The sequence below is a fragment of the Pseudomonas sp. FSL W7-0098 genome, from assembly GCF_005930585.1.
GTDB lineage: Bacteria > Pseudomonadota > Gammaproteobacteria > Pseudomonadales > Pseudomonadaceae > Aquipseudomonas > Aquipseudomonas bubulae.
In genome coordinates, this window is record NZ_RXHW01000001.1 from 612,885 (window position 1) to 629,571 (window position 16,687).

General features: G+C 60.2%; 12 protein-coding genes. 3 read left to right on the forward strand and 9 right to left on the reverse strand.

Translation table 11 applies throughout. From position 1 onward, the window contains the following. Positions 1 to 167: 167 nt before the first annotated feature. Positions 168 to 2,183, forward strand: a complete 2,016-nt coding sequence (gene uvrB / locus FHL07_RS02665; protein WP_095000466.1) for an excinuclease ABC subunit UvrB — start codon at positions 168 to 170, stop codon at positions 2,181 to 2,183. Between the two features lie 113 nt (positions 2,184 to 2,296). Here uvrB and FHL07_RS02670 read toward each other — a convergent pair whose 3' ends face one another. Next, positions 2,297 to 2,719, reverse strand: a complete 423-nt coding sequence (locus tag FHL07_RS02670) for a RidA family protein (RefSeq protein WP_095000467.1) — start codon at positions 2,717 to 2,719, stop codon at positions 2,297 to 2,299. Between the two features lie 146 nt (positions 2,720 to 2,865). On the opposite strand from FHL07_RS02670, the gene FHL07_RS02675 reads away from it, so the two are divergent. Further along, positions 2,866 to 4,017 (forward strand): MFS transporter, encoded by a 1,152-nt coding sequence (locus FHL07_RS02675; RefSeq protein WP_138738065.1) that lies wholly within the window; start codon positions 2,866 to 2,868, stop codon positions 4,015 to 4,017. A gap of 114 nt (positions 4,018 to 4,131) precedes the next feature. On the opposite strand, the gene FHL07_RS02680 is transcribed toward FHL07_RS02675, so the two are convergent. From FHL07_RS02680 to FHL07_RS02715, 8 genes are all read right to left on the reverse strand, one after another. After that, positions 4,132 to 6,480, reverse strand: a complete 2,349-nt coding sequence (locus FHL07_RS02680; RefSeq protein WP_238705496.1) for a TonB-dependent siderophore receptor — start codon at positions 6,478 to 6,480, stop codon at positions 4,132 to 4,134. A gap of 228 nt (positions 6,481 to 6,708) precedes the next feature. Then, positions 6,709 to 7,686 carry a FecR family protein gene (locus FHL07_RS02685; RefSeq protein ID WP_095018074.1) on the reverse strand — a complete coding sequence of 326 codons (978 nt, stop codon included), beginning with the start codon at positions 7,684 to 7,686 and terminating at the stop codon, positions 6,709 to 6,711. 23 nt (positions 7,687 to 7,709) lie between these two features. Further along, positions 7,710 to 8,204, reverse strand: coding sequence for a sigma-70 family RNA polymerase sigma factor (locus FHL07_RS02690; protein WP_095000470.1), 495 nt, complete (start codon positions 8,202 to 8,204; stop codon positions 7,710 to 7,712). Between the two features lie 84 nt (positions 8,205 to 8,288). Continuing rightward, the gene (locus FHL07_RS02695) at positions 8,289 to 9,608 is read right to left on the reverse strand and encodes an MFS transporter (protein WP_095018075.1); all 1,320 of its coding nucleotides are present in this window, start codon (positions 9,606 to 9,608) and stop codon (positions 8,289 to 8,291) included. A 182-nt stretch (positions 9,609 to 9,790) separates the two neighbouring features. Next, a complete protein-coding gene (locus tag FHL07_RS02700; protein ID WP_095000472.1) occupies positions 9,791 to 11,221 on the reverse strand; it encodes an efflux transporter outer membrane subunit in 1,431 nt (476 codons plus the stop codon). After that, the gene (locus FHL07_RS02705) at positions 11,218 to 12,282 is read right to left on the reverse strand and encodes an HlyD family secretion protein (RefSeq protein ID WP_095000473.1); all 1,065 of its coding nucleotides are present in this window, start codon (positions 12,280 to 12,282) and stop codon (positions 11,218 to 11,220) included. The genes FHL07_RS02700 and FHL07_RS02705 overlap by 4 nt, the downstream gene beginning before the upstream one ends. Further along, complete coding sequence (locus FHL07_RS02710) at positions 12,279 to 13,817, reverse strand: MFS transporter (RefSeq protein WP_138738066.1); 1,539 nt, start codon at positions 13,815 to 13,817, stop codon at positions 12,279 to 12,281. The genes FHL07_RS02705 and FHL07_RS02710 overlap by 4 nt, the downstream gene beginning before the upstream one ends. Before the next feature lie 218 nt (positions 13,818 to 14,035). Continuing rightward, on the reverse strand, positions 14,036 to 14,944 hold the full coding sequence (locus tag FHL07_RS02715) for a LysR family transcriptional regulator (protein ID WP_138738067.1): 909 nt from the start codon (positions 14,942 to 14,944) through the stop codon (positions 14,036 to 14,038). A gap of 315 nt (positions 14,945 to 15,259) precedes the next feature. On the opposite strand from FHL07_RS02715, the gene FHL07_RS02720 reads away from it, so the two are divergent. Next, positions 15,260 to 16,360, forward strand: coding sequence for an FUSC family protein (locus tag FHL07_RS02720; RefSeq protein ID WP_095000476.1), 1,101 nt, complete (start codon positions 15,260 to 15,262; stop codon positions 16,358 to 16,360). Positions 16,361 to 16,687: the final 327 nt, after the last annotated feature.

The following is a 16,687-nucleotide window of genomic DNA, read 5'->3' on the forward strand; positions in this document are numbered from 1 at the left end:
CCACTGGTCTAATTGCAATCTTTGCCGAGATGCCCGTATCAGAGCTGTACCTTGAAACAGTCGGACATGACCTCCATATTTAGCCGTATCCTGTTTTTTCCTGCGGCCTGAGTCGCATGCACTTATAAAGGCTACTGCTTTTATAGAAGCAAACCCTGAGGTCCTTCATGCCCGATTTTCAGCTTGTTACCCGCTTCAAGCCCGCAGGCGATCAACCCGAAGCCATTCGCCAGATGATTGAAGGCATCGAAGCCGGCCTGTCGCACCAGACCCTGCTCGGGGTAACCGGTTCGGGCAAGACGTTCAGCATTGCCAACGTGATCGCCCATGTGAACCGCCCCACCCTGGTGCTGGCGCCCAATAAAACCCTGGCTGCCCAGCTGTACGGCGAGTTCAAGTCATTCTTCCCGAACAACGCGGTGGAGTACTTCGTCTCGTACTATGACTACTACCAGCCCGAAGCGTACGTGCCCTCCTCCGATACCTTTATCGAGAAGGATGCCTCGATCAACGACCATATCGAGCAGATGCGCCTGTCCGCAACCAAGGCCCTGCTGGAGCGCAAGGACGCGATCATCGTTACCACGGTGTCGTGCATTTATGGCCTGGGCAGCCCCGAGACCTATCTGAAGATGGTGTTGCACGTCGACCGTGGCGACAAGCTCGACCAGCGCGAGTTGCTGCGCCGCCTGGCCGATCTGCAATACACCCGCAACGATATGGACTTTGCCCGCGCCACCTTCCGCGTGCGCGGCGATGTGATCGACATCTATCCTGCCGAATCGGATCTGGAGGCGGTGCGCATCGAACTGTTCGATGATGAAGTCGAAAGCATCAGTGCCTTTGACCCGCTGACCGGCGAAGTCATCCGCAAGATGCCGCGCTTTACCTTCTACCCCAAGAGCCACTATGTGACACCGCGCGAAACCCTGCTCGACGCCGTGGAAGGGATCAAGGAAGAACTCAAGGAGCGGCTCGAATACCTGCGGGCCAACAACAAGCTGGTCGAGGCCCAGCGCCTGGAACAGCGCACCCGCTTCGATCTGGAAATGATCATGGAGCTGGGTTACTGCAACGGCATCGAAAACTACTCGCGCTACCTTTCGGGCCGCGAGTCCGGGGCCCCGCCACCGACCCTGTTCGACTACCTGCCGGCCGACGCGCTGCTGGTGATCGACGAGTCTCACGTCAGCGTGCCGCAAGTGGGCGCCATGTACAAAGGCGACCGTTCACGTAAAGAGACCCTGGTGGAATATGGCTTCCGCCTGCCCTCGGCACTGGACAACCGGCCGATGCGTTTTGACGAATGGGAACGCATCAGCCCGCAGACCATTTTTGTTTCCGCCACCCCTGGCAACTACGAAGCCGAACATTCGGGCCGCGTGGTCGAGCAGGTGGTGCGCCCCACCGGCCTGGTCGATCCGCAGATCGAAGTGCGTCCGGCCCTCACCCAGGTCGACGATTTGCTCTCCGAGATTGCCAAGCGCGTGGCGCTGGAAGAGCGTGTACTGGTCACCACCCTGACCAAACGCATGTCCGAAGACCTCACCGATTACCTGGCCGACCATGGCGTGCGGGTACGCTATCTGCACTCGGATATCGACACCGTGGAGCGCGTCGAAATCATCCGCGATCTGCGCCTGGGCGTATTTGACGTGCTGGTGGGGATCAACCTGCTGCGTGAAGGGCTGGACATGCCCGAGGTGTCGCTGGTGGCGATCCTGGACGCCGACAAGGAGGGCTTCCTGCGCTCCGAACGCTCGTTGATCCAGACCATTGGCCGGGCGGCGCGTAACCTCAATGGCCGGGCGATTCTGTACGCTGATCGCATCACCGGCTCGATGGAACGCGCCATTGGCGAGACCGAACGCCGGCGCGAGAAACAGATCGCTTTCAACCTCGCCAACGGCATTACGCCCAAAGGCGTGTTCAAGGATGTCGCGGATATCATGGAGGGTGCGGTGGTGCCGGGTTCGCGCAGCAAAAAGCGCAAAGGCATGGCCAAGGCCGCGGAAGAAAACGCCAAGTACGAGAACGAGCTGCGCTCGCCCAGCGAGATCAGCAAGCGCATTCGCCAACTGGAAGAAAAAATGTACGCCCTGGCCCGCGATCTCGAATTCGAGGCGGCGGCGCAAATGCGCGACGAAATCGGCAAACTGCGCGAGCGGTTATTGCAGGTTTAACGCCCCACATTGTCCCTGTGGGAGCGGGCTTGCTCGCGATTGGATCGATGCGGTGTATCAGGTAAACCGCGCCGTTTCTATCGCGAGCAAGCCCGCTCCCACAGGGCAATCTCTCAGACGGCTACCGCCGCTACCGCCTCGACCTCAAATAACATCTCATCCAGCGCCAGACGCGGCACCGGGATCAAGGTGCAGGCCGGGGCCGGCAGCTCCCCCCATACCCGCTTCACTTCGGCGCCCAGAATCTGCAAGCGCTCCAGGCTGTGATCCACGATCAATACGGTGATCTTGGCCACGTCCTTGATCTGCGCATCGGCCGCTGCCAGGGCGATCTGCAGGTTGGCAAAGGCTTGGCGCACCTGCTCGGCGAAGTCCGTCGACAGCTCACTGTCGGCGTTCTCGCCGCCCTGGCCGGCGGTGTACACCAGCCGCACATTCGCGGCCACACGGGCAACATGGGAGTAACCGTTGGGCGCAGGGTCATACAGCCCGGCGGGGTTGAGCAATAGCACTGCGGAGTCAGAATTCTTGTCCATAAAATACGCACCAGTGGCAGTGGGATAAGCAAGCGCGCTATTCAACCACTCTCGCCAAGCCGTACGCCAGCGCCCTCGCGACACAGGCCGCAAATATGCAAGGATGTTACGCCGCAGCGCACCAAAGCCGTTTTCCAAGGATGACCATGACTGCCATCACCACCCAAATGCCCCTTGTGCCGGGGCGCCTCGAACAAATATCGACCCGCATTGCCTTTTTCATCGCCGGTTTTGGCCTCGCCGCCTGGGCGCCACTGGTGCCCTACGCCAAAGCCCGTGCGGGACTGGACGAGGCCACTTTGGGCTTGTTATTGCTGTGCCTGGGCGCGGGCTCAATCCTGGCGATGCCCATTGCCGGCATCCTCGCCAGCCGTTATGGCTGCCGCCGGGTGCTGGTGGGCGGCACGCTGTTGATCTGCCTCGCGCTGCCACTGCTGGCGACGGTCAGTGCCATACCGCTACTGATCGCCACACTGTTCTTGTTTGGCGCTGGGCTCGGCGCCGTCGACTCCACCGTCAACTTGCAGGCCGTGATCGTCGAGCGTGCCAGCGGGCGCACCATGATGTCGGGTTTTCACGGGCTGTTCAGCGTCGGCGGGATTGCCGGCGCGGCCGGGGTCAGCGCCCTGCTGGCGCTGGGCCTGACGCCGCTGTGGGCGATTGTGGTGGTGATTGCATTGATCCTCGCAGCCCTGCTCAAGGCTGCTCCGCACCTGCTGCCTTATGGCAGCGAAAGCAACGGTCCGGCGTTTGCCGTGCCCCACGGCGTGGTGCTCTTTATCGGCTTGCTGTGCTTTACCGTGTTCCTGGCCGAAGGCGCAATGCTCGACTGGAGCGCCGTATTCCTGACCTCCGAGAAAGGCATTGGCGATGCCTATGCCGGGCTGGGTTATGCCGCGTTTGCCTTGACCATGACCGCGGGCCGACTGATGGGCGATACCATCGTCAAGCGTCTGGGTGCGCGGCTGGTGATTGTCCTGGGTGGGTTGTTTGCCGCCGCGGGCATGGCCCTGGCAACCCTGGCACCGAACTGGGAGTCAGCATTGCTCGGTTATGCGCTGGTGGGCGCAGGGTGTTCGAATATCGTGCCGGTGCTGTACACCGCCGTGGGCAAACAGACCGTAATGCCGGAGCATATCGCCGTGCCAGCCATTACCACCCTGGGGTATGCGGGGATTCTGGCAGGGCCTGCGGCCATCGGCTTTATCGCCCATGCCAGCAGCCTGGGCGCGGCCTTTTTGCTGATCACCGCCATGCTCATAGCCGTAGCCATCAGCGGGCGGATTTTGCGGGTTTAGAGCGAGCCCCTCACCCCAGCCCTCTCCCGGCGGTAGAGGGGGCCGATGGGTGGTGTTGCACAAATTTGCTTCTGCTTTTAGTCCCCTCTCCCTCCGGGTGAGGGGCATTTTGGCTTAAAAACCCACACTCGCCTGCACAAAGAACGTACGCGGCTCGCCCAGGTAAATCCCCGCGTTGTTGTCGCTGGAGCGGGTGTAGTACTCCTGGTTGAACAGGTTCTTGATCCCCGCTCCCACTTTCAGGTTTGACTCTTCAGGGCCGAAGTCGTAACCGACTCGGGTGCTCCAGGTCGCATACCCAGGAATATCGCCGTACTGGCCATCCGGGGTCGGATCAGTGATGTACACCCCGCCAGTGCCCGGCGCGTGCTGCTGGGACTGGGCAAACATGTCCAGGTTGTAGGTCCAGCGGTTGACCACGTAACGCGCCCCGAGGTTGACCACCTGGCGCGAATATAGCGGCAGATCACGCCCTTTGAAGTTGGGAATGTCACCCTCGGACGTCGCCTTGGTGTAGGTAAAGCCCGCATTGACCGACAGGCCGTCAAGGCGTGCGTCCAGTGCCGACATATCGTAGTGAACCGAGGTCTCGATACCCTGGTGCCTGGTCGCGCCCAGGTTGGTCCAGCCCACATCGTTGCTCACATATTGCAACTCGTCGGCAAAGTCGATGTAGAACAGCGTCACTTCACCGCCCCACACACCATTGTCGTAACGCGTACCCAGCTCATAGGTCTTGGCCTTTTCAGGACGCAAACCCGCTGCGGTCGCATCGCCGACACCGCCCTGGCCCAGCTGGAAGTACTGCAGGCTGCCGAACGAGGTCTCGTAGTTGGCAAACAGTTTCCACGCGTCCGACAGGTGATACATCACGCTCAGGGCCGGCAGTGCTTCGCTGCTGTCGATGCTGCGGTTTTTTTCCTGCACTGGTTTGCCGTTATTGCCCAGTACCGGGCGGTCGTGCCAGTTGGTGCTGATCCGCTCAAAGCGGATACCCGGGGTGACCGTCCAGTTACCCACATCGATCTTGTCATCGATATAGAACGCGTTGGCCTCGGTGCCACCTGTGCGATCCTGATACACATGACCGTCTGCCCCGGGCCCCGGCACAGGCACGTTATTGACCAGGTACACCTGGCTGGCCTCTTCATGCATCGCCTCTTTGAGGTAGCGATAGCCCAGCCCCACTTCCTGCGTGACCGGCCCCAGGGTGAACACATGGGACACCCGCGGCTCGATACCGAAGGTGTGGTAACTGCGCGGATACGAAGCCAGGGTTTGCAGATTGCGGGCTGCAATGTTGCTGCCACGGAAGCTGTCGGTGTAATAGGTCAGGACTTCAAACTGGGTCTGGTCGTCGATCTGACGCAGGTACTTGAAGGACACATCCTTGCGTCGCCCGGTAAAGTTGTCGTAGTCACGCAGCGACTGGTACGGGTCAGCGTCAAACTGCTTTTGGGTCAGGCCACCGGGCATGTCCGCGGTGGCGTCGTAGTAGTGGAAATTGAGGGTGAAATCATCCTGGTCGGTGGGTGCCCAGTGGGTCTTGAGCAAGACGTCATCGATATCGTTGTCGTTGTTGCGCGCGCGATAGCCATCACCCTTGACTCCGGAATACAGCAATGCAGCACCGATACCGTTGTCCGCCGTGCCGCCGAGAAATGCCGATTCAATATGTTTCCAGCCACCACGCTCGGAGGTCTCCAGGGTTGTGCCGACCTCGCCCTGGAAGGTCTCGGGGATGGCCCGGGTCACAAAGTTGATCACCCCGCCCACGTTTTGCGGCCCGTAGCGCACCGAGCCGGCACCGCGTACCACGTCGATGCTGTCCAGGTTGCCCGATGAAATCGGTGCCATCGACAATTGTGGCTGGCCGTAGGGCGCAAACGCTGCCGGAACACCGTCAATCAGGACGGTGGAGCGCGGCGACAGACGCGACGTCAAACCCCGCACCCCCACGTTCAGCGAGATATCACTGCCGCCCGTGCCGTTGGACTCCTGCACCTGAACACCCGGGATACGCTTGAGGGCATCACTGACGTTCATCGTGCCCTGCTCGACCATCGCTTCGCGACGCACCACTGTCCGCGCCCCCGGGTGGTTCTGCACCACCGCGTCATTGGCATCGCTCAGCCAGTTGCCGACCACCTTTACATCCACCGGCCCCAGTTCCAGCGGCCCGGACGCTGGCGCAGCAGCACTGACCGTGGGCGCCGCACGCAGGGTTACAGCATCACCGTCAAGCTCGTAGCTCAAGCCACTGTCCTGCAGCAGTCGGGCCAGCGCCTGTTCTGGCGACAGGTTGCCATTCACCGCCGGAGCCTGCTTGCCAGCCACCAGCTGCGGGCTGAAAAACACTTGCAATGCCGTTTGCTGCGCCAGTTGGCTCAGGGCCGAGCCCAGGGGCTGAGATTGAATATGGATCACAGCCGGAGCAGATTCGCCAGCAAAAGCACAGGGCATTGCCGCGCTCACCGCCAGGGCCAACGCCAGCGGTAGCAGGCGCGTCCGGGCGACAGAAGATGGAATGCTCAGGGGTGTTTCAAGCGAGGATAGTCGCCCACGAAGATTGTTGTTTTTCACGTCGAGTCTTGCCCTATGGATCGCACTTGAGTGCAACTGTTAATACAAACCAGTTGCAGTTGATCAAGAAGACGAAGAACTCGAAAAAAACCTGAATCCCCAGCGCAATTATTTTCTGGCAATGATCTCCTGGCTGCCATCTGCGCGGGTTTTGATAGCCACCGGGAGGATCTGCGGCAACGCCTTGAGCAGGGCATCGGTGTCATCGGTTTTGAATACGCTGGAAAGCCGCATTTGCGCCAGCGCTGGGGTGCTGACGTGCAGCGGCTTGTCGCGATAGCGCGAGACCTCGGCGGCCACCTCGCCCAGACTGGCATCTTCAAATACCAGTTGCCCCTTGCGCCAGGCCGTCAGCGCCCCGGTATTAACTGCCTGCGCGGCCGCTACATGGCCCCGGGCATCGACCACGGTACCCAACCCGGCAGTCAGGTTGACCTGTGCATCCGGATTGCCTCCCTGGACCCGCACATGCCCTGATTCCACCGCAACCCGCGTCTGCTCGGCTTCGCGCAGCACATCAAAACGGGTACCGGTCACCGTTACCCTGCCGGCCCCGGCCTGCACCACAAATGGCCGCTCCGGATCATGGGCCACACTGAACATGGCTTCGCCCTGCTCCAGTTCAACATTGCGCTGCTCACGCGCAAAGCTGACGCGCACACGGCTGCGACCATTGAGTTCAATGCTCGAGCCATCAGGCAAATCAAGGGTGCGGTGCTCTCCCAACACCGTGGCAAATTCGGCGTGATAACCCGCCGACGACTGCAGTTGCATCCATACACCCGCCCCCGCCGCCACGGCCACAATACCTGCGGCCAGCCCGCAAGCCAGTAACGAAAGGCGTGTCGGCTTCGCCACCGGCACTTCACACAGCGCCCGCATGCGGGCCCGGGGCAAGAGATCGGCGGCTGACCACAGGCTGGCCAGCCACTGATACTCCGCCTCATGGCTGGCATGCTGCGTACGCCAGGCTTCAAACTCGGCCTGCTCGCACGCACCCAGGGTTTGTGCTTGCACCCGGGTAAACCAGGTGGCCGCCGCATCACGCACGTTGGCGCTGCCACAGGTACAGTCTCGTGTATCCATCCTGCAATCCTTTACCGATGTCATCACGGCGCCTCCACCCGTTCACGCAGATGGCGCAGGGTGCGGATCATATACTTTTCCACCATGTTCCTGGACAGCCCCAGGCGTTCGGCAATCTCGGCCTGGGTCAGGCCTTCGATTTTCTGCCAGACGAAAACCTTGCGACAATTGAGCGGCAGTTCCTGCAAAGCCCTTTCGACCGACTCAGCCAACTGGATAGCGCGCATATACTGCTCCGGATCGCCGGTTTGCGACGAACTTGGGGGAACGGCAGCCAGCTCCTTGGCGTCGCGTAACTCCTGGCGGCGAAAACCGTCTACCGCAATATTGCGTGCAGTCTGATGCAAATAAGCGCGTGGCTGCTCAACCGCATCCGGGTTGGATTCAAGCACGCGGACAAAGGTGTCATGGGCCAGGTCTTGCGCCTGCTGCCGATTGCGCAGGCGCCGGGTCCAGGTGCCGATCAACTCTTCGTAGTGTTCAAAGAAGCCCGTTCTACGGGGCACTTTCTGAGTCATCGCACAGGACTGCACAGGTGGGGCGCGAATAGTAATGCTTCCTATTAGAGCCAGCAATCACCCGGATGACAGAAGGTCTTCGCACTACATTTCGGCCTTGGCCAGCAAACGCCTCTCAACCGCTGTAACACCGCTGAAACCGTAACGCCATGCAGTTGACAGGCCCACCAGCCCCATCAGCGCACAAAACCCCAGGCACACCCAGGGACTCCATGGCATCAGCGCGATCAGCAGCAACGGCGTGGTACTGGCCCAAAGCGCATAGGCGATATTATAGGTAAAGGAAATCCCCGAAACCCGGATCGGGGCCGGGAACAGTCCGACCATCACCGACGGCACCACCCCGACAATCCCGCAGGTCAAGCCGGCGAACGCATAGGCCAGGCCGGGCAAAACCCACTCCCCGACCAGGCTGGCATACAACACGCCAATGCCCAGCGGCAGCAGCAGACTGTACAGTGCGATGCTGCGCCATACGCCGATACGGTCAACGATTAACCCGGCCAGCACACAGCCTATATTCAAAAATACGATACCCAGGCTGCTCAACGCAAAGGTATGGCTGGCAGTCATGCCGAAGCGCTGCTGCATCACGGTCGGCGTGATAACCACAAACACCACAACGGCACTGGTGAGCACGCAGGTCAGCAGCGCTGCCGGCAGCAATGAAGCCCGGTGCTCGCGCAATACTGTGCGCAAGGGGAACTCGGCCCGGCCCTCTTTACGTTCACGCAGGGCCAGAAACACCGGCGTTTCACTGAGCCAACGGCGCAACCACACGCCAATCACGCCGAACACGCCACCGAGCAGGAACGGAAAGCGCCAGGCGTAATCGAGGATTTCTGCCGGGGTAAACAGCTGTGCCAGCAGTGTGGCGGTCAAGGCCCCGATCAAGTAACCAAAAGTCAGCCCGGCCTGCAAAAAACCAAGGGCAAAGCCGCGGCGACCGGCCGGCGCATGTTCGGCCACAAACACCCAGGCACTGGGCACTTCGCCACCGACCGCTGCGCCCTGCAGGATGCGCAGGGCCAGCAGGATCAGCGGGGCGAAGTAACCGATTTCGGCGTAAGTGGGCATGATGCCGATCAGCAGGCAGGGCAGCGCCATCATCAGGATGCTCAGGCTGAATACCCGTTTGCGCCCCAGGTGATCGGCAAAATGCGCCATCAGAATCCCGCCCAGCGGACGCGCCAGATAGCCGGTCACAAAAATCCCGAAGCTTTGCAGCAGACGCAGCCATTCGGGCATGTCCGGGGGAAAAAACAGCTGGCTGAGGGTCAGGGCAAAGAACACGAAAATGATAAAATCGTAGATCTCCAGCGCCCCGCCCAGGGCAGCAAGGCCCAGGGTTCTGTAGTCGGAACGGGAAAAACGCACCGTTGTGGCTTGGGTATCGGCAGACATAAATAGGCTCAATATGAACGGGGCACGCCTATATTGGCGTTTGCGGTCGAAGGCGCGAGCATAGCAAAACCTGTGGGCAATCACTCATTACCTGCGGGAGCTGGCTTGCCTGCGATGCCGTCACTGCGGTTTGCCGGGATAACTTGGTCGATGCGCCCGCTCCCACCAGAATCTGCAAGCAGCTAGCCCTGCCACCCCCCACCCAGCGCCGCAAACACATCCACCAGGGACAACGAGACCTGCGCAGTGCTGTCCACCAGCGCCGCTTCGTTGGCCAGCAACGCGTTTTGCACCGTGAGTACGTTGAGAAAGTCCACCGTACCCTGGGCATATTGCTGGTGCACGCTGTCCAGCGCCCGCTGGCTATGCATCACCGCCTGCTGCAGGCTGTCGCGCCGGCGCTGGCTGGCCTGATACGCCACCAGCGTATCGTCCACCTCATGCCAGGCGCGCAATACGGTTTGCTGGTAGGCAATGCCCGCCTCCTGCTGGCGCCCTTCCTGCAACTGCAAGGCCCCCTGCAAACGCCCGCCCTCGAACACCGGTACGCTCAAGCCCGGGCCGAATGCAAAATTGCGCGAGCCCCAACTGCCCAGATCCGACAGCTGCGTGGCTTGAAAACCGATACTGCCGGACAGGGTAATCCGCGGATAGAAGTCCGCCTCGGCCATGCCGATCGCTGCAGTGGCTGCATGCAATCGGGCCTCGGCACGACGAATATCGGGCCGCCGTTGCGCCAATTCGCTGGGCAGACCGATCGGCACATCGGCGCCATAGGCCGGCACCCCTGCCGCTGCGCTCAATTGCGCCTGCAAGGCTCTTGGCTCGCGGGCCAGCAGCAAGCCGAGAGCATTGATCAACTGTGCACTGCGTTGCTGCAAGGGGGCCTGACGTGCTTCGATCTCGGCCACTTGGGCGCCAGCTTCAGACACCTGCAAATCCGTAGCCACGCCCTCCCGCAGCTGCAACCGGGTCAGTTCCAGGCTGCGGCGGGCGATTTGCAGGTTTTGCTCCACCACGGCCAATGCCTGCTGAGTGCCGCGCAACTGAATATAGTGCTGCGCGGTCTGCACAATCACCAACAGTTGCACCGCGTTGCGGTCCTGCACCGCCACTTGTACCGAGGCATCAGCCGCTTCCACCGAACGCTTGACCCGGCCCCAGAGGTCAGCCTCCCAACTGAACCCAAGGCCACCATTCCACAGGTTGAAAGCCTGCTTGCCACTGTGCCCGGAAGGGTCACTCAAACCTTTCTGGCTGTTACGGCTCCGACTGTAAGCCGCCGTTGCACCGACCTCGGGCAAGGTGTCGGCGTTGATCTGACGGCGGATAGCCAGGCTTTGTTGCAAGCGGCTTGCAGCCAGTTGCACATCAAAGTTGCGCTGCTGCGCCTCGCGCACCAGCGCCGACAATTGCCTGTCGCCGAAACGGTCCCACCAGTGCAGGTCCACCGCTGTTTGCAGCGCATGGTTGTGCCCCGCCTCAGTGGGTACCGACGCCCAGTTCGCAGGCAACTTGGGCACGGGAGCCTTGAAGTCCGGGCCGACCACGCAACCACTCAGGCTCAGTACGCTGTAACAGGCCACAGCCAGGGCCACTGCAGTTTTGTTCATCGAGTGCTGACCTGCTGATCGTGAGCCATTGCCGTGTCGATGGAGGCATCCACCGACATCCCCAGGCGCAATTGGCTGGCCAGTAACTGCCCGTGATCCAGAGTGACTTTCACCGCAATACGTTGCGCCACTTTGGTGAAGTTGCCCGTGGCGTTATCCGGAGCAATCGCCGAGAACGTCACCCCCGTGGCCGGGGCGATGCTGTCCACGGTGCCTTGCAGGGTCTGCCCCGGAAAACTGTCGACCTTGATCGTCACACGCTGCCCTGCCTGCATGTTGGTGAGCTGGTGCTCGAGAAAGTTGGCCACCACATAGGCGTCGGCCAGCGGCACCACCGCCAGCACGGTGTCGCCGGGTTTGACGTAAGCGCCAAGGCGCACACTGCGACGCCCCACCACACCGTCAAACGGTGCCAGCAGTTGTGTATGCGACAAGTCCAGATCGGCCCGTGCCAGTAAGGCCTCGGCATACTGCACCGAGGCTTGCGCGGCCGTAGCCCGGGCGGCCAGCACCCGGGTTTGCTGGCGAGCAGCTTCCAGTGCAGCCTTGTGCTGTGCCAACTCGGCACGCGCGGTGAGCGAACGGTTTTTCGCCTGCTGGGAGTTCTGCAGCGTGCCTGCGCCCTGCCCGGCCAGATGCTGATAACGCTGCAACTCATGCTCGGCAAATTCGACTTGCGCCAGATCCGCATCGACCGTGGCCTTGGCCTGCTCGATCAACGAACGCTGGCGTTCCAGCATCGCCAGGGCATTGACCCGTTGTGCCTGTGCCGTCGCCACGCTGGCTTGCGCAGCCTGCACGGCAGCGCGGTAGTCCTGCGGATCGATCCGCGCCAGCAACTGACCGGCCTTGACCGGCTGGTTATCCTGCACCAGCACCTCGTCGATAAACCCCGCCACTTTTGGCGCAATCAAGGTGTAATCGGCGCTGACAAAGGCATCATTGGTGTTCTGCACGGTGCCCGTGGCAAAGACCAACCGCCACAACCCGTACAGCACGATCACTGCCAACGCGACTGCGCCGACCAGAACCCAGGGCTTGCGCCCGTTTGTTGTACTCATTTCACAACTCCAGCAGCTGTGCCCGGCGCGTAGATCCGCGTGGGGCCAAAAGGAATTAACACAATCAGAAAAAGCGCCAGGACGGCCATGTACAGATAAAGATCGGAACTGGTCAGCACCACGGCCTGCTGGTGAACCCGGCGCGCCAGGTCTGTGCCGGAATTGACCAGCGGCGAGTTGCCCAGCCGATCGAGCAACATGGTTGAGTGGTAGTGCTCGCGATTGAGCGTCAGCACCCCCAGCACACTGCTGGCTGCCACCGCCGAAAACCCTTTGACGGTATTGAACCAGGCCGATGCAAACGGGCCATCCGCCGGGTTCAGGCCGCCGGTGGCGAGCATCAGCAGAGGAATCACTGCCATGGGCTGGGCGATGATCTGTATCGCCTGCAAGCCGTAAAAATTTTCCCGGTTCCACACCGAGGTAACTTGCGAACCGATGCCGCAGGCCAGCGCCAGCAACCCCAGACCAATGGCCAGCACCCAGCGACAATCGACCCAGCGCAGATTGCACAACGCAACGACCAGTGGCAGCGCAATCAATTGCGGCAAGGCCACCAGCAACATCACCGGCGCGGTTTCGAGGGGGCGATAGCCCTGCACCTGAGCGAGGTAACTGGACGGAATCTTGATCACTGCCGGCAACACAAACAACACCCCGCCCAGCGTCAACAATGCATGGGCAAGATTGCGGATTTTCAGCAGTTGCAGCTTGAAAAACGGCAGCGGATGGGACCACTCATTGATAAAGAACAGCACCATCAGGGCCGTGCCGGCGACGATAAAAAAACGGATCATCGGCGACTCGAACCAGTTCAGGCGCTGACCCAGCTCCAGCGCCAGTACCAGCATGATCAACCCCGGCAAACCCAGGAGCAGGCCGCGCCAGTCAAACTGCTTGAAACGCTCCAGACGCAACGGGTCTTGCGGCAAGCCCCAGGCCACGCAGGCCATCGACAACAGGCCCAGGGGGATGATTTGCCAGAACGCCCATTGCCACCCGGCGTACTCCACCCACCAGGCCGATAACGGCGTGCCGAAGCTGGGCCCGAAAGTGGCCGTCAGCGCATAACTGCCCAGGCCATACAGGCGAATGCCCGGCGGCAGGAAGCGCAACGCCACTGACATCAACATCGGCGGCAAGGCCCCACCGGCAAAGCCTTGCAAGGTGCGCAGCAGCATCAGCGCATCAACATTCGGGGCCAGAGGGCAAAGAATGCCCAACAGTAAAAAGGCGCCGATGGCACACAGGGTAAAACGGCGCAGGGAAAAGGTGGCGGCACACCACGGCGCAAAGGCCATGGCACTGATGGACGTGGCCGAATACACCGCCAGCAGCCAGGTGCTTTCGTCATAACCGATACCCATCGCCCCGCGGATATCGGGCATGGCCACCTTAGTGACATTCTCGTTGAACCCCGACACCAGCACGGCCAGCAAAACGCCCAGCAGACCGGTAAAAATCCGCAGGCCAAACGCCGCACTGCTGGCCGGGGCCGGGGTGGGAGCCACAGCACCCGCAACCAGCGCCGTCACAGCGCAGCTCCAGGCGCCAGACTGCGCCCATGGTCAAACCGCCAATACATGGCTGACTCCGTCGTCTTGATAGATGACAGAAAGTTTAATCAGCCGGCATAGCTATAAAAATTGATAAATAACTAACTGTGGAGTGCGTCAGACGCAACCATTGTAATGTTGACTCCCTCCCCGTAGCAGCTGCCTCGTTCCTTCGGCAGCGGCTACAGAGGTTGCGGTCAAATCACCGCGTTGTCGCAAAAGGTCTTGAGGGTACGACGCAGCCAGCGGTGGGCATGGTCGTTATCCAGCCGCGGATACCAGGCCTGGACGATATCCACCGGCTGCAGGGTGATCGGCAGCTCGAACGGGCGCAGTTTGAGGCCCAGTGGCTCCAGGTTTTTGAGCAGCACCTGGGGCATCAGCGGCAGGATCAGATCCTCCCCTGCCAGGGCAAAAATCGCCGAGTAGAACGTCGGCGTGGTAAACGACACCCGACGCTCCAGCCCCAGTTCGGCCAGCAGCGCATCAATCGGCCCGCGGGCATGGCCCCTGCGGGACACACTGATGTGGTCAAAACTGGCAAAGCGCCGGGCCGTAACGGGCTCATCGAAAATCGGATGCCCTTCCCGTGCCAACCCCACAAACGGACAGGTAAACAGCCTCTGGACCTTGATATCCGGGCTGAAGCGGTTAGTGGCGCAGATAGTCAGGTCAATGCGACCTTCATTCAGTGCCTCGTCATCAGTAAAACCCTCAGGTACCACCCGCAACGTAGCCTTGGGCATCTCCAGGGCCATTTGCTGGCGCAGTGCTGCGCCATACACACCAAAAAACACGTCATTGGCGCGAATGCTGAACGTACGCTCCAGCTCACGCAAATCACTGTTCTGGCTCTGGGTGAACACCCCGTGCGCCAGCTCCACCACACCGCGCACCTGTTCACGCAACTCCAGGGCACGGGGCGTGGGCACCAGGCCACGCCCTGAACGCACCAGAATGGGGTCGTTCAAGACCTCGCGAATCCGGGTCAGGGTGCGGCTCATGGCCGGGGCACTCAGGTTCATGCGTCGGGCAGCACCCACCACAGAGCCCTCTTCGAGCAAGACATTCAAGGTAACCAGCAGATTCAAGTCAGGTATTTGCATGGAGCAAAGGGTATCGGCTAACGCTCCCTCTGCCTAGCCAACCAGCAATGCACCATTGTTGCGCAGCAGGTAAAACAGTTTCGCTCACTCTTAGCTAGCTAACTAAGAGTGGCATTGATACATTGCCGCTCGTCAGGTTTGCGCCTGACGCTCTCTTTGGTTGAGATTTTTGGCCATTACCGGATCCCCATGATGGTAATGGCCTTTTTTACGCCTGCCGCTTTTCCTGCCCCACAATAGAGCCATCCCCAGTGGTGGACCCGCCAGACCTGAACTACGCTGCCAGCCCAATCCACTACAGCAATTGGGGACTTTATGCGGCTGGGTAAAAAGATTTCGAATCTGGAACAGTTGGTCTGCAAAAATTACCGCTGGATCCACGCCACCCGCATCAGCCTGGCGTTCCTGATTACCTTTGTTGTCATCCGCTTCTTCAAGCTCGACGGCGCCTCCTATGCCCTGATCACCATGCTCATTGTCATGGGACCACAGCCCTACTGGGGCAACGTATTCTCCCGGGCCCTGCAGCGTACCGGCGGCACAGTACTGGGCGCGCTGTCCGGGCTGGTGGCGCTGTATCTGGAGATGCACTCTTTTAGCCTGATGCTGCTCTGGTGCGCGGTGATGATGTTTATTGCCGGCTACCTGACCCTGGGCAAACACCCCTATATGGCCCTGCTGATCGGAGCAACCCTGGCGGTGGTCAGCTGCGCCCCGCCCAATGACATGGAGTCGGCACTCACCCGCAGCGGCTATGTGCTGGCAGGTTCTTTGTTGGCCATGCTCTACACCAGCATTTACCCACAGCGGGCCTATACCGACCTGCGGATCAAGTTCAGCGAGAGCCTGGGCAAGATCAATACCCTGTACTCGCAATACTTCTCCCCGCGAATCCCCGAACGCCCCAATCTGGATGATCAACTGAAGAACGAACTGGACGCGGTCATCAAGTTGCGCAACTACATCACCCCTGCCAGCAACGAAAGCAACCTCAAGCCACAAGTGTTCGAGTCCCTGCAAACCCTGCACCGCAACCTGCTGGCCACCATGAGCCTGATGATTGACGCTTATTGGTCATCACGGGAAAGCCACCTGCTGATCGAAAGCGAGCCCGCCTTGAACGGTCTGCACCAGTTGATCCCGCAAGCGCTCGAATCGCTGCAGAACAAGCTGTGTATGGGCATTTCCAACAACCAGATCAGCGGCGAACTGCGCCAGAAAGCCCACGATCTCAAGGAGCTTGTGCTCAAAAGCCTGGACGGCAAGATCACCGAGACACCCTTTTATGCCTATGTCTGGCTAAGCCTGGAGATGCTCAGGCAATTGACCGAACTCAATGACCAGTTGCATGCCGCGCTGTACCACTGCGGCCATCGGCATTTGTTTAAAAACGACAAGTTGCCCGACGAAAAATAACGTAACACCCACAGCAAAAAAGTTACATCCGACTCATTTAGATGACTTATCGCACTAAAGATGAAGAATCTTCGTACATAAACATGGAATTTTCAGCGATTAACGACGCTTAAACCACAAACTCAAAACATATAACAAATTGTTTTATAAGAAGTTTTCAACAAAACCTTGTATTTCATTTTGTGTCAACAACCTCTGACCCGCACGCCTGCAACACCTGGCCTGCCTGAAATTATGGTCTAGGCTCTGCTCGCATCCGTATTAATGGATTTGAACGGTTGAGCTTATGAAACGACAACAGGCATTAAAAAAACCCACTCACACGTC